Here is an 18,461-nt window from a genome sequence, read left to right as displayed (position 1 = left end):
AGCGCAACGTACGGCAGGCTACCTGCGCTGCAGTGGCAAATGAGACCGCGTTCGCACGGATTGGTTGCCTGGCCGGTACAATGGCCACCAGCCGAAAACCGGGGCCGCCATGCGCCCCTTCGCGGGCAAGCCCGCTCCCACAGGATAAGCACTCCCGCATGCCCTCACTGCTCACCGACTGGCACCACCGCCTCACCCACCGCAAGGTCTGGGCCCTGGCCGCGCCGATGATCCTTTCGAACATCTCGGTGCCGCTGGTGGCACTGGTCGACAGCACGGTCATCGGCCATCTGCCCCACGCCCACCAGCTCGGTGCCGTCGCCGTCGGCGCCACACTGTTCACCTTCATGGTCGGCCTGATGGGGTTCCTGCGCATGGGTTCGACCGGCTTTGCCGCCCAGGCCGCCGGCCGCGCCGACGGCGCCGCGCTGCGCCAGGTGCTTGTACAAGGGTTGCTGCTGGCGCTGGCGTTCGCCGCACTGATCGGCCTGCTTGCCCTGCCGTTCAGCCAGTTTGCGCTGCACATGATTCAACCCGGCGAAGCGCTGCACAGCGCCACCGAAGACTTCTTCCATACCCGCCTGCTCGGGCTGCCAGCGGCACTGGCCAGCTATGCCCTGGTCGGCTGGTTCCTCGGCACCCAGAACGCCCGCGCACCGCTGGCGATCCTGCTGACCACCAACCTGCTGAACATCGTCCTCAACCTGTGGTTCGTGCTCGGACTGGACTGGGGCGTACTCGGTTCGGCGCGGGCCTCGGTGATCGCCGAATGGAGCGCGGCGCTGCTGGGCCTTGCCTTGACCCGCCCGGCGCTGCGCGCCTATCCGGGACGCATCGCCTGGGCCGCGCTGAAACGCTGGCAGGCCTGGCGCCCGCTACTGGCGGTCAACCGCGATATCTTTCTGCGCAGCCTGGCCTTGCAGTTGGTGTTCCTTCTGATCACCGTGCAGGGCGCACGCCTGGGCGAGGCGACGGTCGCGGCCAACGCGCTGCTGCTCAATGGCCTGCTGCTGACTGCCTATGCCCTGGACGGCCTGGCGCATGCGGTCGAGGCCCTGTGCGGCCACGCCATCGGCGCACGTGAACGCGACACCCTGCGCCGCTCGCTGGTGGTCGCCTGCGGCTGGTCGCTGATCGTCAGCCTGGTCTTTGCCGGGCTGTTTCTGCTGGGTGGGCACCTATTCATCGATTTGCAGACCGATATCCAAAGCGTGCGTGACGCGGCCTACCCCTACCTGCCTTACCTGGCGCTGCTGCCATTGGTAGCGGTGTGGAGCTATCTGCTGGATGGCCTGTTCATCGGTGCGACGCGTGCCCGCGAAATGCGCAACGCGATGCTGGTATCGGTGGCGATCGCGTTGCCGCTGGCATTCGCCCTCAGAGGATTCGGCAACCATGGACTGTGGCTGGCGTTTCTCGGATTCATGGGGTTGCGCGCGGTGACGCTGGGGTGGGTGGGGTGGCGGTTGCAACAGCGGGCAGCATGGATCGGTTGAAGCAGGGCCGCTCCTGCAAACCTTGCAGGAGCGGCCCGCCGATCACGACGACAGGTACGAAGAGCGGGTCAGGCCCAGACGCAGCGCATCAAGGAACTGGGTCCGCTCCCGGGCGGTGATCTGGGCGCTGGCGACTTTATCGCGGTAGTGAGTCATCAACTCCTCCGGCGACAGGTGCACGTAGCGCAGCATGTCCTCGATGGTGTCGTGGGTCTCGATGCCGGCGTGGTACACGCTGCCGTCCGCGTTCTGGTAGATGTTTACCGAGTCGGTGTCACCGAACAGGTTATGCATGTCGCCGAGGATCTCCTGGTAGGCGCCGACCAGGAACACACCCAGCAGGTAGTCCTCGCCTTCGCGCACCGCATGCACCGGCATGCTGGTTTCGATGCTCTGCTCGTCGACGTACTGGTTGATCTTGCCATCGGAGTCGCAGGTCAGGTCCTGCAGCACCGCGCGGCGCATGGGCTCTTCGTCCAGGCGGTGCAGCGGGATGATCGGCAGTACCTGGCCGATGGCCCAGGTGTCCGGCAGGCTCTGGAACACCGAGAAGTTGCAGATGTACTTGTCGGCCAGCTTGTCGTTGAGCTCGTCCAGCACCTGGCGGTGCGAACGCTGGCGAGCCTTGAGCGAGTTGTGCAGGCGACGGCACACAGCGAAGTAGCATTGCTCGGCCAGGGCTTTTTCGGAGAGGCTGATCTTGCCGTCGGCATACTGCGCGGCCACGTCACCCATGTAGTGGGTGGCGCGCCAGTAGGTCTCGGTGACCATCTCGATGTCGGTCGGGCCGAGCAAGTCGGCCAGCCACTGCACGGTCTCGGGCAACGCCTCCTTGTTCTCGATGGTCGGCACTTCGTCGTTGTGGCTTTCGACGTCGGTGACCTGGATCACCAGCATGGCGTGGTGTGCAGTCAGCGAGCGACCGCTCTCGGAGAAGATGTGCGGGTGCGGCAAGCCCTGGGCGTCGCAGAACTCCTTGAGCATCCCCACCACCACGCCGGCATAGTCATCCATGTCGTAGTTGATCGAGCTGGCGTTGCGCGAGTGGGTACCATCGTAGTCGACGCCCAGCCCGCCACCGACGTCGATGTGATCGACCGGCAGGCCCAGGCCACGCAGCTCGCCGTAATAGCGGATGGCTTCCTTGAAGCCGTGCTGGTAGTCGGCGAGGTTGGCGATCTGCGAGCCCATGTGGAAGTGCAGCAGGCGAATACCCTGGTCGAGCCCGGCATCACGGAAGCGGCTGACCACCGACAGCAATTGCGCAGCCGACAGACCGAACTTGGATTTCTCGCCCCCGGTGTCGGCCCACTTGCTCGACGCCAGCGACGACAGGCGCACGCGCAGGCCGACCTGTGGCTTGACCTTGAGCTCGGCGGCCTCCTCGATCACCAGGGCGACCTCGGACTCCTTCTCGATGACGATGAACACGTTGTGGCCGAGCTTCTGGCCCATCAGCGCCAGGCGGATGAACTCGCGGTCCTTGTAGCCGTTGCAAACGATGGTGCCGCCCTTGGGCGCCAGCGCCAGCACGGCCAGCAGCTCGGGCTTGGAGCCGGCTTCGAGGCCGATCGAGACGTTTTGCGTGGCGATGATGTTCTCGACCACCGCTTCCTGCTGGTTGACCTTGATCGGATAAAGGGCCGTGTACTGGCTCTGGTACTCCAGGCGCGCGATGTTGGCGTCGAAGGCACCGGTCAGTTGGCGTACGCGGTCCTGCAGGATGTCCGGGAAGCGGACCAGCAGGGGCAGCGACAGGCCACTCTGGCGCAACTCGTCGACCTGTTCGAAGAGATCGATCGGCGCGCTGTCGGGGCCGTTAGGGCGTACTTCGACACGCCCGGCTTCATTGATGGCGAAATAACCAGCGCCCCAATGGCGGATACCATAAACACTGCGGCTGTCGGCCACGGTCCATTGGCTGCCATCGTCCTTGCGTGTGCGTCGTACGGACATTCAAGTCCCCTATAGATAAGTCAAGACACTGCCCCGCGATGGGTGCGGGCGCAGTGTAGAAGCTGAAAATGACGATTCGTCCGTCTTCGGGGGTAGACCCCGGCAACGGAAACGAGTTTAGAAAGCACTGGGCAAAAAATCCTGCGGGCTGGCTCAGCCGCCGGACTTCTTCGCCTTGAAGCCCTGCTTGATCAGTTCGGCGAGCAACAGCTCGACGTGATCACCCTGGATCTCGATGACGCCGTCTTTGAGGGCGCCACCGGTACCGCATCGACGCTTGAGCGTGCTGGCGAGATCCTTGAGCTGCTCGAGCGGCAGCGGGACGCCGGTAATGGTAGTGACGGTCTTGCCGCCACGCCCTTTGCTTTCACGACGTACCCGGGCGATGCCATCGCCTTCGGGGATGAGTTGCTGCTTGCAGACACACGCGTCCACCGGCTTGCTGCAGTCGGGGCAGTGCCGACCAGCGTCGGTGGAAAACACGAGACCGCCGAGGGCGGAGAAGGAAGAAGCTTTCTTGGCCACTTTTGTTCCTCTTGCTGAGGACAAAAACTGGTCGGACCACAGGGGGACTGGACCGACCGCGAAGCCCCACTCTGGCAGGGGCGGCGCTACTGTCGCAGGTGTTGCGACAGCCCGAAAAGGGCGCGCAGTGTAACGATAAATCCTTGGCTTGCTAAGTACTGGATTGCGGCATTTTGCGAATGTTTTGCGACGTGGGGGAGCGCCGGCTGCTACAGGCTCGCCTTGTAGCGCTGCAACGCCGCCAGCGAGTCCGGACAGAAGTCCTTCTTCCGGCTCTCGGCCTCTGCCTGCTCCACCGTGACGAAGCGCGCCTCGATGACCTCTTCAGGCTGCAACCGCAGCGGCGCATCGGATACCGCCGAGAACACCGCGCACCACAGCCGGTTGCCCGGCTGGTCGAAGTAGAACTTCTCGTGAAAGCGCAACGTCACGCCGGCAATGCCCAGTTCCTCTTCCAGCTCGCGGGCCGCAGACTCGGCGTACTCCTCGTGCGCCCCGACCATGCCACCGGCCGCCACATCCCAGTACCCGGGATACAACGCCTTGCTCAAGGTGCGCCGGTGCACGCACAGCTCGCCCTGGCTGTTGAACAGCAGAATGAAAGTGCAGCGCCCGATCAGCCCACGCTCGCGCAACTCGGCCCGCGCCAGTGCGCCCAGGTACTGGTCGTGCTCGTCCACCCAGGCCACCAGCTCGGCATCGGAGGCCGCGCGGTGCGCGACCTCGGCGGGATTGATGGTCATCCTTGCGAGAGCAACTGACGCAAGTCGATGACTGCGGCGTTGGCCCGGGAGATGTAGTTGGCCATTACCAGCGAGTGGTTGGCCCACATGCCGAAGCCACTGCCGTTGAGTACCATCGGGCTCCACAGCGGCTCCTGCGAAGCTTCCAGCTCACGAATGATCTGACGCACGCTGACGGTGGCGTTCTTCTTGGCCAGTACGTCGGCGAAGTCGACCTCGATGGCACGCAGCAGATGCGACAGCGCCCAGGCCTGGCCGCGGGCTTCGTAGAAGACGTTGTCGATCTGCAGCCATGGCGTCTCGACGATTTCCTCGTCGACCTGCGGTGCCTGGCCGGCCTGGACGGTTTCGGTCTTCAGGTTGCTGTTGAGCTTGACCCGTCCCACGCTCGCCGACAGGCGCTGGGACAACGAGCCCAGACGCGTGGCAACGTCGCCCAGCCAGTTGTTCAGGTTGTCGGCGCGGGTGTAGAAGATCGCGCCCTGGTCGCCAGCGGCCAGGCGCACCTGATAGCGGTTGAGCGACTTGATACCTTCCTCGAACTCCGACTCGCTGGACGGCAGGATCCAGCTCTTGTTGTCGAAGTTGAAGCGCGGCTCGGCCTTGGCCAGGTCGGCGTCTTCGGTCGATTGCGACTGCGAGCGAGCGAAGTCCTTGCGCAGCGCACGCGACAGGTCGCGCACCTGGACCAGCACGCCATATTCCCAGCTCGGCATGTTGTCCATCCACAACCCCGGCGGGAAGCGGTCGTTGGAGATATAACCGCCCGGCTTGTCGAGCAGGGTGCCGGCAACGTTCTTGAGGGTTTCGATGGTGGTATAGCCAACCACCATCTGCTGGCCGTTACGCTCGGCCGCAGCCTGGGCGTTCTGTTGCACCGGGAACAGGTCGGGCTCTTCGCTCCAGTACCAGCCGAGGCCGATGCACACCAGCAGGTACAGGCCGATCAGAGTGCCCAGGGCGCGGCTCCAGAGGCCGCCGAGGTAGCTACGGGTGGCGGCGCCACGGCCATCGGCGCGCTCAGGGCGCTCGGCCTTGGCCTCACGGTTTTTCCAGTCCAGCATGGCGTTGTCCTTAATCAATCATGACGGTTCAGGGGCTTGGACCACAGGCCTCGGCCAGGGTGCCACGGCAAGCCCGCGTCCCAGCACTATAAAGCAGACGCCGCCATACGCATAAGCGACCAATGGGTCGGAAACTGAATAATCGGGCCTGAACGCTTTGTTGATTCACAGCACTCGCGAGCAGGAAAAGACCTGCTAGCATAGAGCCATCATTGAACCTGCACCCTAACCTCCAACAAGCAGTCAGGACATGACCCAGCCAGCCGAGCCCAGCCACGAGCGCTTGAAGCAGCATTTCGCCCAGCGGGTCATCCATCAGGCCCGACAGATCCTCGAGATCTGGCAGCGCCTGCAGCGTGGCGAGTGGTCGAGCGCAGGGCTGGGCGAGCTGAGCGACGCCAATCTGCGCCTGCAACGCTACGCCGACCGTTTCGAACAGCCCGAGCACGGCAGCCTGTCGACGGCCATCGAGCAGACGCTGAGGGCCATCGAAGCGAACAGCACGCGGCTCAATTCAGAACTGATCGGCGAGCTCAATCGCCTGATGCAACGCTTGTCGCGCACCGGCCTGCGCAAGGGCGACCAGCTCGATCATGTGCCCCTGCCGCCCTTGCGCAAGCCGGTGTACATCCTGCTGCAGGACCATGACCGCGCCGAACGCCTGGCGCAACAGCTGGAGTTCTTCGGATTGGGTGTGCAGGCACTGGGCAACGCCGATGCCTTTCGTGCCTCGATGAGCGAACGCCTGCCTTCTGCCATCGTCATGGATGTCGATTTCAGTGGCCCCGGCCAGGGCCTCAAACTGGCCGCCGAAGCCCAGCAAAGGCTGGAGCTGCACATTCCGCTGCTGTTCTTCAGCCTCCACGAGACCGACACCCCGACCCGCCTGGCCGCCGTGCGCGCCGGCGGCCAGGAGTTCCTCACCGGCACCCTGGAAGCGTCCAGCCTGCTGGAGAAGGTCGAACTGCTGACCAGCGCCGCCCAATACGACCCGTTTCGGGTGCTGATCATCGATGACTCGCGCGCCCAGGCCATGCACACCGAGCGCCTGCTCAACGGCGCCGGCATCATCACCCGCACGCTCACCGAGCCGATCCGCACCATGGCCGAGCTCGCTGACTTCCAGCCCGACCTGATCATCCTCGACATGTACATGCCCGACTGCACCGGTACCGAACTGGCCAAGGTGATCCGCCACAACGACCGTTATGTCAGCGTACCGATCATCTACCTGTCGGCCGAGGACGACCTGGACAAGCAGCTCGACGCCATGAGCGAAGGTGGCGACGACTTCCTCACCAAGCCGATCCGCGCCCGCCATCTGGTGACCACCGTGCGCAACCGCGCCGCCCGCGCTCGTCATCTCAAGGCACGCATGGTGCGCGACAGCCTGACCGGGCTGTACAACCATACCCACATCCTGCAACTGCTCGAAGACTGCAGCTTCCGCGCTCGCCGCGAGGAACACCCACTGAGCTTCGCCATGCTCGACATCGACCATTTCAAGAAGATCAACGACCGGCATGGCCATCCCATGGGCGACCGGGTGATCAAGAGCCTGGCGCTGTTCCTCAAGCAGCGCCTGCGCAAGACCGATTTCATCGGCCGCTATGGCGGTGAGGAATTCGCCATCGTCATGCCCAACACCGGGCTGGAAGCTGCGCACAAGGTCCTCGACGAGATCCGCCAGCGCTTCGCCGAAATCCACTATCCCGCCCAGCCGAACGACCTGCAGTGCACCTTCAGCGCCGGGGTGGTGCAACTCGATGACACGCTGGACGCGCTGACCATGGCCAGCGCGGCGGATGAGGCGCTGTACCGGGCCAAGCACGCGGGGCGCAATTGCGTGGTGAGGGTCGAGCCCTAGACTGGCACTCTGCCACTTTTTTATGGCGCCACCCCGTCCTCGTCATCACCCGGTCACAAAATCGCAATAACTTCAGGCACCTACCTCTCCATTCCCGCAGGAAGTTCGCGGCTATGCGCCTGAAGTGGCTGACCAATTTCAACACCCTCTTGCTGGTGACCGTATGCTTCGCCCTGGGCGCAACCCTGTGGTGGTCGCAACGTGCACTCGAGCGTCCCTACCAGATGATGGAGCGCTACCTGGGGCTGTCCCAGCAGTTCCAGAACGAGGCCGCCGCCAATATCCAGGCCTACCTGGCCAGCGGCGACGCCCTGCGCCACGCCTCGGCCATGGAGGCCAACAAGCAGCTGCACAGCGCCCTTGGAGAATGGCCAGACGCACTGGCCGCCAAGCTTCGCCCGAGCCTGGACAGCCTGCAGGGCTTCACCGCCAACGAATTGCTGGCCGCCGGCAAGCTGGCCGGTGATCCGCAGGCACTGCTGCTGCAAGCCGAGCGCGAGCTGGGCGCCAACCTTGAGCAACTGGCCGGTTATGCCCGCGACAGCGGCAACGCCGAGGCTGGTCGCTACCTGGCCCCGCTGATGGACGCCTCGCTGCACCTGGGCCGCCTGGCAATGGCCCGCGACAAGCTGGTCAGCAGCGGTCGCGCGGAACTGGCCGACGAAGTGGAGCGTGAACTGCAACAGATCCGCGCCCAGGCGCAAATCATCGACAGCCTGCCGTTGCTGGGGGTGACCCGCGCGGCCGAATCCAACGCCGACGACTTCGCCGCGATGATGGGCCTGCAAAGCCAGGGCAGCGAGCAGAAGGAAGACGTTGCCGTGAGCCTCAAGCGTGAATTGCAGAGCTTGCTCGGTCGCTATCCGGCCGAACTGCAGCGCACCCGTGAACAGATCGAGCGTCGTGCCGCACTGGCCGCCAGCACCAGCGAGCGCCTCGAAGCTGTGCGAAAGGCCATCGCCGGACTGGAACCAGAGGTGCGTGGTCAGCACGCGAAGATCGCTGGCGAGGTCCGGGTCATCCAGGGCCTGATGATCGGCCTGATCCTGCTGATCGCCCTGCTCATCGACACCTTGCAGCGCCGCCTGACACGCACCCTCACCAGCCTTGCGCCGGCCCTGTCGCGCTGGGCCGAGGGCGATTTTGCCCAGCCGGTCGCCCTTGGCAAGACCAACCTCGAACTGCACGACATCCAGGAGTCGCTCAACCGGCTGCGCCAGTACCTGGTGACGCTGGTCGGCACCATCCGCCACAACGCCGAGCAAGTCGCAGGCAGCAGCCATGCCCTGGCCGGCATGAGCAGCGCGCTGCATGACGGTGCCGAACGCCAGGCAGGCGATACCGCACAGATCCGCGATGCCCTGGGCGAGCTCGAAGCGACCATCCAGCAGGTGGCCGGCGATGCCAGTTCGGCCGCCGATGCCAGCCGCGACGCCGGGCGCGCCGTGGAGCACGGCCAGGCGGTGATCGGCCACAGCCTCTCCGGCCTGCGAGCACTGGTCGATGAGGTGCAGGGCAATGCGCAGTTGATCGAACAGCTGGCCGAGGAGTCGGCGACCATCGGTGGCGTGCTGACGGTGATCCGCTCGATCGCCGAGCAGACCAACCTGCTGGCCCTCAACGCAGCGATCGAAGCGGCCCGTGCCGGGGAAATGGGCCGCGGCTTTGCCGTGGTGGCCGACGAAGTGCGTTCGCTGGCCCAGCGCACCACCGGCGCCACCGGCGAGATCCAGTCGCTGATAGACCGCCTGCAACAGGCAGCGCGCGAATCGGTGAATGGCATGCGCACCCAGCTCGAACACGCCGAAGCGACCGCCAGCCAGGCCCAGGCGGCGGATGGTGCGCTGGATGAGATCGTCAGCGCGATTCGCACCATCTCCGATACAGCGGTGAGGATTGCCGACGTCACCGCACAGCAGAGCGGTGCAGTGAGCGAGATCCGCGACCACAGCGAGCGGATTCATGCGCTCGGTGAGGACAACCTGCAACGCATCGGCGAAGGGCGCGAGCAGGGTGAGCAGTTGCTGCAACTGGGGGGTGAGCTGAATACCGCGGTGGGGGCTTTCAGGGTGTGATCGACAGGCTTGGCTCCTTCGCGGGCAAGTCGCAGCGGCGAACCGCCGCTCCCACAGGAACCGCGCCAGCAGGAGGTTTCCTCGCCGCTACCGAGTGGGAGCGGGCTTGCCCGCGAAGGGGCCAGGCCTGCAAGCAGCCGAACCTGCGACCACCTGTCATCCCCGCCTCCAGCCAACTCCGTTATCATGCCGGGCACGTTCCGCCTCGCGAGTCCGCCATGCGCCGCCTGTTCCTCCTGCTGTTCCTGCTGCTGGCCAGCCCCACCTTCGCCTCGGGCCTGCTCGACAACCGTCCCAGCGCCACCCTCGGCGCCGCCTCGCTGTCCAACAGCGCCGATTTCCTGCCGGTCCACGAAGCCTTCAAGCTCGACCTGATCAGCGCCGATGCCCAGTCGATCAAGCTGCGCTTCGTCGCCACAGAGGGCTACTACCTCTATCGCCATCGCTTCCAGTTTCGCAGCGAGCCGGCCGACATCGCCCTCGGCAACGCACGGATTCCCCAAGGCGAAGCCAAGCACGACGAGTTCTTCGGCGATGTCGAGGTCTACCATGGCATCGTCGACATCGAGGTACCGCGCACCGACTCGCGCGCCTTCACCTTGCTGGTCGGCTACCAGGGCTGCGCCGATAAAGGCCTGTGCTACCCACCTGAAACCGCACGGCTATCGATTCCCGGCGAAGGCAGCACCTTGTCTACCACCACGGCCGAGCGCTGGAGCTGGCAGACCTTGCTGCTGTTCTTCCTCGCCGGTCTGGGCCTGACCTTCACCCCCTGCGTGCTGCCGATGCTGCCGATCCTCTCGGGCGTGGTGCTGCGCGGCCAGGTGGGAGGGTGGCGCGGCTTCAGCCTTTCGCTGGCCTACGTGCTACCGATGGCTGCCAGCTTTGCCGCGCTCGGTGCGCTGATGGGCCTGTTCGGTGCCAGCCTCAACCTGCAGGCACGTCTGCAGTCGGCCTGGGTACTGGTGCCCTTCGCCCTGTTCTTCGTGGTGTTCGCCCTGGCGATGTTCGGGCTGTTCGAACTCAAGCTGCCGCACGCCCTGAGCCAACGCCTGGACCGCGTCGCGAGCAATACCCGCGGCGGTTCGCTGCTCGGTGCTGCAGTGCTGGGCGTGCTTTCCAGCCTGCTGGTCTCGCCCTGCGTGTCGGCACCACTGGCCGGTGCCCTGCTCTATATCAGCGCCAGCGGCGATGCCCTGGGCGGGGCACTGAAGCTGTTCGCGCTCGGATTGGGCATGGGCGCGCCACTGCTGCTGGTGGCGACCGGCGGTGCCGCCTGGCTGCCCAAGAGCGGGGCGTGGATGAACACGGTGAAGAACGTGATCGGGGTCCTGCTGCTGGGCGTGGCGCTCGGCCTGCTCAGCCGCGTGTTGCCGGGGCCGGTGACCTTGCTGCTGATCGGCCTGTTGTCGGCAGGCGTGGCGCTGTTCCTCGGCGCGCTGGAGTTCGTGGTCAAGACCCCACGTCAACGCCTGGCCCAGCTGCTGGGGCTGCTCTGCCTGGTCTATGCACTGGCGTGCTGGTACGGCGCCCTCGCGGGTCAGGGCGATCCTCTGCGTCCATTGCCCGGCCCCGGCGTCAGCACCTCGTCCCACGCCACCTTCCAGGCAGATGCGTGGCAAACCCTCACCACCCCTGCCGCCCTGGAAGCCGCATTGGCCCAGGCCAAGGCCGCAGGCCAGCCGGTGCTGCTGGACTGGTACGCCGACTGGTGCATCAGTTGCAAGGTGATCGAACACGAAGTACTCAACGCGCCACAGGTGCAGGCCCAACTGAACGGCTTCAAGCTGCTGCGGTTCGACCTGACCGAGAGCAACGCCGAACAACGCGCCCTGCTCGACCGCTACACGCTGTTCGGCCCACCCGCCTTGTTGTTTTTTGCCGCAAACGGCAGCGAAATGACCACTGATCGGGTGGTAGGCGAGGTGAACGCCGACGAATTTGCGAAAATTCTCACCGGCATGCGCAGCAAACTCGGTCTATAACTTCCCGCGCACCGGTAACTTTCTCCAACGAAGTGACCAGAGCTGATCATCTGGTCACATACTTTGCGCGAATCTCGGTCATCGTGCTGGCTATTGCAGGGAACTGGACACTCGCTAGTCTCTTGCGGCATAGTCGCCGCGCTATGTCGAATTGCCCTACAAAACCAAGGAAACCGCAGATGGCCACCCTACTGGTGCTGCACGGCCCCAACCTCAACCTGCTCGGTACCCGCGAGCCGGGAGTCTACGGCGCCGTCACCCTCGCCCAGATCAACCAGGACCTCGAGCAGCGCGCACGCGCCGCCGGCCACCACCTGCAGTACCTGCAGAGCAATGCCGAGTACGAACTGATCGACCGTATCCATGCCGCGCGCAACGAAGGCGTGGACTTCATCCTGATCAACCCGGCCGCTTTCACCCACACCAGCGTCGCATTACGTGACGCATTGCTCGCTGTGAGCATCCCATTCATCGAAGTGCACCTCTCCAACGTGCACAAGCGTGAACCGTTCCGTCATCACTCCTACTTCTCCGATGTGGCAGTGGGCGTGATCTGCGGCCTGGGCGCCAGCGGTTACCGGCTAGCCCTGGAGTCTGCTCTGGAACACCTGGCTGCCAACGCACAGCCCTGATGACGCAAAGCCCAGGCCTACATGCCTGGGCTTCGAAACACTACGAAGAAACGTTTTCGACACGTTTTGATAATTAAGTCCCCGACCGAACCTTGGGAGTTGCTGATTAATGGATATCCGTAAAGTCAAAAAGCTGATCGAACTGCTGGAAGAGTCCGGCATCGACGAACTGGAGATCAAGGAAGGCGAAGAGTCCGTTCGCATCAGCCGTAACAGCAAACAACCTGCCGGCGCCCAGTACTTCGCCCCCCCAGCGCAATTTGCCGCTCCGGCCCCTGCCGCCGCAGCCCCCGTGGCCGCCGCCCCGGCTGCCGAAGCCGCTGCAGCACCTGCCCTCAAAGGCACCGTGATCCGCTCGCCGATGGTCGGTACCTTCTACCGCAAGCCTTCGCCAACCTCGCCGAACTTCGCTGAAGTCGGTCAGTCGGTGAAGAAAGGCGACACCCTGTGCATCGTCGAAGCCATGAAGATGATGAACCACATCGAAGCCGATATCGGCGGTGTCATCGACGCCATCCTGGTAGAAGACGGTCAGCCGGTTGAGTTCGACCAGCCGCTGTTCACCATCGTTTGAATCGCGGAGAGCCAACGATGTCTGGGAAGCTCGAAAAAGTCCTGATCGCCAACCGCGGGGAAATTGCCCTGCGGATCCTGCGTGCCTGCAAAGAGCTGGGCATCAAGACCGTCGCGGTCCACTCCACCGCTGACCGCGAACTGATGCACCTGGGCCTGGCAGACGAATCGGTCTGCATCGGCCCTGCATCGTCGAAAGAATCCTACCTGCACATCCCGGCGATCATCGCTGCCGCCGAAGTGACTGGCGCCACCGCCATCCACCCGGGCTACGGCTTCCTCGCCGAGAACGCCGACTTCGCCGAGCAGGTGGAGAAATCCGGTTTCGCCTTCATCGGCCCTAAAGCCGACACCATCCGCCTGATGGGCGACAAGGTTTCGGCCAAGGATGCGATGATCAAGTCGGGCGTCCCGACCGTGCCGGGCTCTGACGGCCCACTGCCGGAAGACGAAGAAACTGCACTGGCCATCGCCCGTGAAGTCGGCTATCCGGTGATCATCAAGGCCGCCGGTGGCGGTGGTGGTCGCGGCATGCGCGTGGTGCACAAGGAAGAAGACCTGATCGCCTCGGCCAAGCTGACCCGTACCGAAGCCGGTGCTGCGTTCGGTAACCCGATGGTCTACCTGGAAAAGTTCCTGACCAATCCACGTCACGTGGAAGTTCAGGTACTGTCCGATGGCCAGGGCAACGCCGTGCACCTGGGCGACCGCGACTGCTCGCTGCAGCGCCGTCACCAGAAAGTACTGGAAGAAGCGCCGGCCCCCGGCATCGACGAGAAGGCCCGCCAGGAAGTCTTCAAGCGTTGCGTCGATGCGTGCATCGAGATCGGCTACCGCGGTGCAGGTACTTTCGAGTTCCTGTACGAGAACGGTCGCTTCTACTTCATCGAGATGAACACCCGCGTCCAGGTCGAGCACCCGGTTTCGGAGATGGTCACCGGCATCGACATCGTCAAGGAGATGCTCAGCATCGCCGCTGGCAACAAGCTGTCGTTCCGCCAGGAAGACGTGGTGATCCGCGGTCACTCGCTGGAGTGCCGGATCAACGCCGAAGACCCGAAGAAGTTCATTCCGAGCCCAGGCACCGTCAAGCACTTCCATGCTCCGGGTGGCAATGGCGTGCGGGTCGATTCGCACCTGTACAGCGGCTATTCGGTTCCGCCGAACTACGACTCGCTGATCGGCAAGCTGATCACCTACGGCAAGGACCGCGACGAAGCCATGGCACGCATGCGCAATGCCCTGGACGAGATCGTTGTCGACGGTATCAAGACCAACATCCCGCTGCACCGCGACCTGGTGCGTGATGAAGGTTTCTGCAAAGGCGGCGTCAACATCCACTACCTCGAGCACAAACTGGCCAACCAGGAGTGATCGCTTGTTGAGGTAGCACGCCCGGCAATCGCTGCGATGCCAACCACTGGCCTTTCAGAAAAAACCGGGGATGCCACAAAAAACCGATGCCAGAATCTGGCATCGGTTTTTTTTTGCTATCTACCCAGGACAGAGCAGGTCACCCAGGCTCGCATGAGCGGGATATCCGCTTGTCAGAGGCTCACCACTGAGATCGCCTGCAAGGCGAGTTCGTCCGGGGCCGGCGCCAATCCAGCAGCATCTTCCACGACTCCGCCTGACCGCTCGTACAGTGGGCCGGCGCGGAAACGGCTTTTGAATCTGAAGGCGCGAGCGGGCACACCCGGCAACCGGAAATTGGCCTTCTTCATGATCGGATCAAGTACTTGTTCGACCAACCTCGCAGGCGTTCGATAGACACGCGTAACCCCAGTTCCTAGATTCAGCGTCATGCCGTAGCTACCGCCAAAACACGACGAAAACGACCAGTGCTGCCAGCTTGCCTGGATTCCCTGGCGCCTGAGCAACGTACGCACGGCGCCGCCAATATCCACACCGCCCAGCCAGTCGCCGCCGACCATGACTGCCCTGACGCCCGCGCCATTCTGCGCAGCACCAATCTCCGTCAGCACTTGCCGCAGTGCGGGCTCGATCAGGCTGCGGACATTGTGATCAACATGCAGTACCGCACCTGCACGTGTTGCAGGGTTATACAAGGATACCGCCACACAGGACTGTGCATTGACGGTATACAGGTAGTCATCCGCCCTCCCCAAGTGTCGCGCCACTACGGCTTCTCCCTGCAGAGCGCCACGTATCTGCGATGGCGCACCCTCACCGTCGGTAATTTGCCGTGCCTGCGTCAGGGTTCCAGCATCCTGCACATGATTGCCGCCGCGAAGGCCTGTGCTGTTGGCAACCCATCGGCCATCTTCATGCAATCGCACTGCCTGGCGATGGTAGCTCTGCGGGCGATTGGCCTTGAACACCCGTAAGGTGGCCTGCTCGACGTCGTGTGTGACCTTGTAGTAACGACCGCCCGAGTGGATGAAATGCTCTGCATTGGCAGCGTCCTCGGCGCCGCTGCGGTAGGTGCCCTTCCAGATGCCGTCCTCCGTCACCTTGTGCAGATCGCCAGGCTTGCTCTTGACTGCCCAGGACTTGTCGAACTGCAGGGAGGGGGTTCGTGTCGCACCCGTCACCTGAGGGCGGCGAACAACTGCCTGGCGCAAGGGCGCAAGCGCTGACTTGAGCATTCCCAGGCTCACTCCCGGCACACTCAACACCGCCCCCAACAAACTCCACGACGCTTCCAGCCAGTTCTGCAGGGCCACCGCGGTTTCCCATCGAGTATGGGCGACAATGGCCTTTTTCAAAGCGGAGGCGGTCATGAAGGCACCAAACGCTATGGCGAACGGCGGATACACCAGCAATGGCAGTGCGCTGAACAAAACGCCTTTGAACACCTGGGCGCGAATGACCTCGGCTTTGCCAAGGGTCGCATCCTCGACATCGGCGAGCGCATGCTCGATGAACGCGTTGTACTCCCCGGCCACCGTCACCACCTGGTTGAGCCCACGCAGGGAATCACGATGACTGTCGCCACTGGCCAACCTCCTCAGGCGCGTGCTGACCTTGGATCTGGAGGCCAACGTAACGCGGTTGAGCAGATAATCGTAAAGCACGCCCGTACCTGTGGCGTTCAAGGACTGATAGGGACGCAGCAGAACACCATCCGGGGCGTCCGGGGTATACAGCCAGTCAGTCGCCACTTTGTCTGCCACATCGCGCAGGACATAGGCGCCCAGTACGAAACAGCCGTCGATCGACAAGCGAAACACCCCCGAACTCTCGACTACCGTTTCCGACTCACTGACGATGTCGGGCTGGCTCAACGTCCGCCCCAGCGCCGTCACCAGTGCAATCAGTTTCGTATAGGTCGCTTGATCGAGTTCAGCCTTGATACTGGCCAGGCGCAAATCGCGGTCCATCGCCGAGATCAGCGCACGACCGAACATCTTCCGGCGAGCCGCATAATCCGCCGAGGACTCGTTCAGATAGTGCTCGCGTATGTGTGTGATGTACGTCTCGCCAACGTAAGCGCGACGTGCATAGCGCGTAAAGTCGTGGCTGCGCAGAGCGCTCAGGTCCTGGCCAACCAGAGAGCGCACGCCCTTATTCGGGTTGTCCAGGCCAGAATTGTCGTCATATCCATAGCAGACCAGATCGACCAGGTTCATCGTCAGCGGCGTATCCGTGCCTGTGGACGGCAGATCGAACAGAATAGACTCCGGGTCAACCTGTTCGGTGATGCCCTTGTCGGCCAGGTAAGGCTTGATGGCAGTCTCGACGGTACGCCGGGCGAACGCGTGAAAACCTTCATAATCCTGCATCGACGCGGCAAACACGTGCTCAGCTTGCAACGCCACCTGCTTTTCCAGGTTGATCACGCGCTTTTGGCCAATGTTCAGATTAAGTGCGTAATACGGCGCAATAGAGGCCTCGATCTCATCCTCGGCCTTTTTATTGCTCAAGCGCACCCGTTCGGCCAGGCATGCCTCGTAACCCGTCAGGGCTCGCCTGCGATCCAGACTCAGGGACCATTCGGAAGGTTTTTCCACAATGCTCAGGATGGATGCACTGACCGTGGCTCGTTGAACGAAGGGAACCTGGCTCAACAGATAATGACGACCCGTTTCCTCCGCCAACCAACCACCGATTTCACTGTTGAGCGCGCGCTGTGATACCAGCTCTATCCACTCCTGGCCATCTGGTTTACCAGGGGCATACAGCACAAAGGCGTCATCTGCTACGGCGAACAACAACAAGTCACTGCAATCTGCGCCCGCCCACAACTGCAGAGGGCAGATCTCGTCGCCTGGCGGCTCCTGGGCGAGCAATGCCACGACCTGATCATGACGCGCATCCGACAGGTGCCCTTTCTTGCTGGCAATCAGCAGGCTGTAGCGCAATTGCATGTCATAGAGTTCTAGCTGCGCCAACCCGACTTCAGCGTCCTGATGGCGTTGCTTGAGGGTCGTCAGGAAGCTGTGTGGTGCATCGAGTTCGCTCAACAAGACCTGCAGTTGCTCAGCGGAAGGTGGCTTGCAATGCAGTAACGGCATACTTACCTGGAGCGGCTTGTATACCTGCGTCACGTCAATGGCGCCTTCCATCACCAGTTCGGTAAGCGTCTGTGTCCTGACGCTCACATTTTCCGTGGCTGACGGTTCGCATTTGACGGTGATGAGGTCGGCAGACAGTGGCAGGTCGAAATGCTCGCGCAGATAGGCGCTCGCCAGGCTGCCCGCATGCTCACGCAACGAGCGCGCACTACCGAGCAAGTTTTCGAGCGTTGACTGTGCTCCGTCACAAGCACCCTGAGCAGCACTCAGCGCCGCGACGTCCTCGGCATTCAAATTGCGATACCACTCCGGCAGGTGCTTGCGGACAAGCCTGTCGATCACTTGCTTCTCATCGTCATCGGAGAGAAACAACAACGCAGGCTGCGCATGCCAGTCCCGCTCCTGCTCCCGAATCAGCGCCCGCACCTGGGCACTGGTCATCGCGGCAACCTGTGGCGCGCCCAGCGCGGCTTCAAGATCGATGCAATGCTGCTCGCAACGTTGGCGGATTCGCTTCTGGTACTCGAGCACATCACTCAAGCCCTGGGGCTTCGTCTCCCAGTGGCGGGTGAGGTAATCCCGGTAGGTTTCAACCATGCGCCCACCGATGCCCTCCACCAGTTGTTCGACCTGCTGGCGCCGTTCCAGCGGCACTTCGAGCGGCTCACCGTCGCTGATGCGATAGATGGCATGTTCTGCTTCGTCATAGAGCACCGGCTGCTGGGTGGCCAGGCGCTGCAGAGCGGCATCCAGCAGGTCCTGGATGAAAGTCGGGTCGATATCTTCGGTGTAGTAGGTGCGCAGTTGCACAAGCGCGTCGCTTTCGATTGCCTCGATAAAGCTCAGCTGGGAGTTGCGTCGTTGCTCGAAGGCCGCACTCCAGCGCCCGAGTCGCTCGATGATGGAGTGGGCCGACGAATCGTCAATGGGGGAATGGGTAGCGGGCTGATCGTTCATGACGCTATACCTCGTAGGCTTGGGGGCCCGAATTCTAGGTAGCGCCACGGCACGACCAGCGGTAGTTATTTGTTCGACGGATCATCCTGCGGCCTGTCCGTACGGGACGC

12 protein-coding genes are annotated in these 18,461 nt (G+C 63.2%); 7 read left to right on the top strand and 5 right to left on the bottom strand.

The features are described 5' to 3' along the window. The first annotated feature begins 158 nt into the window (after positions 1–158). Positions 159–1,496, top strand: coding sequence for an MATE family efflux transporter (locus IAE40_RS09875; protein WP_153774078.1), 1,338 nt, complete (start codon positions 159–161; stop codon positions 1,494–1,496). Positions 1,497–1,538: 42 nt separating this feature from the next. Here the strand turns inward: IAE40_RS09875 and speA are convergent, their stop codons facing one another. The 4 genes from speA to IAE40_RS09855 all read right to left on the bottom strand — a co-directional run bounded on the left by speA (position 1,539) and on the right by IAE40_RS09855 (position 5,784). After that, the gene (gene speA / locus IAE40_RS09870) at positions 1,539–3,452 is read right to left on the bottom strand and encodes an arginine decarboxylase (RefSeq protein WP_197892415.1); all 1,914 of its coding nucleotides are present in this window, start codon (positions 3,450–3,452) and stop codon (positions 1,539–1,541) included. A 153-nt stretch (positions 3,453–3,605) separates the two neighbouring features. Continuing rightward, complete coding sequence (locus tag IAE40_RS09865) at positions 3,606–3,977, bottom strand: translation initiation factor Sui1 (protein ID WP_054894197.1); 372 nt, start codon at positions 3,975–3,977, stop codon at positions 3,606–3,608. Positions 3,978–4,186: 209 nt separating this feature from the next. Then, a complete protein-coding gene (locus IAE40_RS09860) occupies positions 4,187–4,720 on the bottom strand; it encodes an NUDIX hydrolase (RefSeq protein ID WP_153774080.1) in 534 nt (177 codons plus the stop codon). Continuing rightward, entirely contained in the window at positions 4,717–5,784 is a 1,068-nt protein-coding gene (locus tag IAE40_RS09855) for a DUF2333 family protein (protein WP_054894199.1), read from the bottom strand. The genes IAE40_RS09860 and IAE40_RS09855 overlap by 4 nt, the downstream gene beginning before the upstream one ends. Before the next feature lie 250 nt (positions 5,785–6,034). Between IAE40_RS09855 and IAE40_RS09850 the strand changes: the two genes are divergently transcribed. From IAE40_RS09850 to accC, 6 genes are all read left to right on the top strand, one after another. After that, positions 6,035–7,651 (top strand): response regulator, encoded by a 1,617-nt coding sequence (locus IAE40_RS09850; RefSeq protein WP_125931321.1) that lies wholly within the window; start codon positions 6,035–6,037, stop codon positions 7,649–7,651. 113 nt (positions 7,652–7,764) lie between these two features. Further along, positions 7,765–9,726 carry a methyl-accepting chemotaxis protein gene (locus tag IAE40_RS09845; protein ID WP_153774082.1) on the top strand — a complete coding sequence of 654 codons (1,962 nt, stop codon included), beginning with the start codon at positions 7,765–7,767 and terminating at the stop codon, positions 9,724–9,726. Positions 9,727–9,944: 218 nt separating this feature from the next. Next, complete coding sequence (locus IAE40_RS09840; protein ID WP_200603100.1) at positions 9,945–11,711, top strand: protein-disulfide reductase DsbD; 1,767 nt, start codon at positions 9,945–9,947, stop codon at positions 11,709–11,711. 179 nt (positions 11,712–11,890) lie between these two features. Further along, positions 11,891–12,343 carry a type II 3-dehydroquinate dehydratase gene (gene aroQ / locus IAE40_RS09835; RefSeq protein WP_054894203.1) on the top strand — a complete coding sequence of 151 codons (453 nt, stop codon included), beginning with the start codon at positions 11,891–11,893 and terminating at the stop codon, positions 12,341–12,343. A 109-nt stretch (positions 12,344–12,452) separates the two neighbouring features. Continuing rightward, positions 12,453–12,917, top strand: a complete 465-nt coding sequence (gene accB / locus IAE40_RS09830; RefSeq protein ID WP_054894204.1) for an acetyl-CoA carboxylase biotin carboxyl carrier protein — start codon at positions 12,453–12,455, stop codon at positions 12,915–12,917. A gap of 17 nt (positions 12,918–12,934) precedes the next feature. Next, entirely contained in the window at positions 12,935–14,290 is a 1,356-nt protein-coding gene (accC, locus tag IAE40_RS09825) for an acetyl-CoA carboxylase biotin carboxylase subunit (RefSeq protein WP_054894205.1), read from the top strand. A gap of 173 nt (positions 14,291–14,463) precedes the next feature. Here accC and IAE40_RS09820 read toward each other — a convergent pair whose 3' ends face one another. Further along, positions 14,464–18,351: a dermonecrotic toxin domain-containing protein gene (locus tag IAE40_RS09820; RefSeq protein WP_153774084.1), complete on the bottom strand. Its 3,888-nt coding sequence runs from the start codon at positions 18,349–18,351 to the stop codon at positions 14,464–14,466. Between the last annotated feature and the right edge of the window lie 110 nt (positions 18,352–18,461).

Origin of the sequence: Pseudomonas sp. S44 (assembly GCF_016624805.1) — a bacterium.
GTDB classification, from domain to species: Bacteria; Pseudomonadota; Gammaproteobacteria; order Pseudomonadales; family Pseudomonadaceae; genus Aquipseudomonas; species Aquipseudomonas machongensis.
Note: the sequence above shows the minus strand (reverse complement) of the source record. Positions and strands in the feature narration are given on the sequence as shown.

Coding starts and splice junctions, on each gene's coding strand:
- IAE40_RS09875 (WP_153774078.1), top strand. CDS start 159: ATGCCCTCACTGCTCACCGACTGGCACCACCGCCTCACCCACCGCAAG.
- speA (WP_197892415.1), bottom strand. CDS start 3,452: ATGTCCGTACGACGCACACGCAAGGACGATGGCAGCCAATGGACCGTG.
- IAE40_RS09860 (WP_153774080.1), bottom strand. CDS start 4,720: ATGACCATCAATCCCGCCGAGGTCGCGCACCGCGCGGCCTCCGATGCC.
- IAE40_RS09855 (WP_054894199.1), bottom strand. CDS start 5,784: ATGCTGGACTGGAAAAACCGTGAGGCCAAGGCCGAGCGCCCTGAGCGC.
- IAE40_RS09850 (WP_125931321.1), top strand. CDS start 6,035: ATGACCCAGCCAGCCGAGCCCAGCCACGAGCGCTTGAAGCAGCATTTC.
- IAE40_RS09845 (WP_153774082.1), top strand. CDS start 7,765: ATGCGCCTGAAGTGGCTGACCAATTTCAACACCCTCTTGCTGGTGACC.
- IAE40_RS09840 (WP_200603100.1), top strand. CDS start 9,945: ATGCGCCGCCTGTTCCTCCTGCTGTTCCTGCTGCTGGCCAGCCCCACC.
- aroQ (WP_054894203.1), top strand. CDS start 11,891: ATGGCCACCCTACTGGTGCTGCACGGCCCCAACCTCAACCTGCTCGGT.
- accB (WP_054894204.1), top strand. CDS start 12,453: ATGGATATCCGTAAAGTCAAAAAGCTGATCGAACTGCTGGAAGAGTCC.
- accC (WP_054894205.1), top strand. CDS start 12,935: ATGTCTGGGAAGCTCGAAAAAGTCCTGATCGCCAACCGCGGGGAAATT.
- IAE40_RS09820 (WP_153774084.1), bottom strand. CDS start 18,351: ATGAACGATCAGCCCGCTACCCATTCCCCCATTGACGATTCGTCGGCC.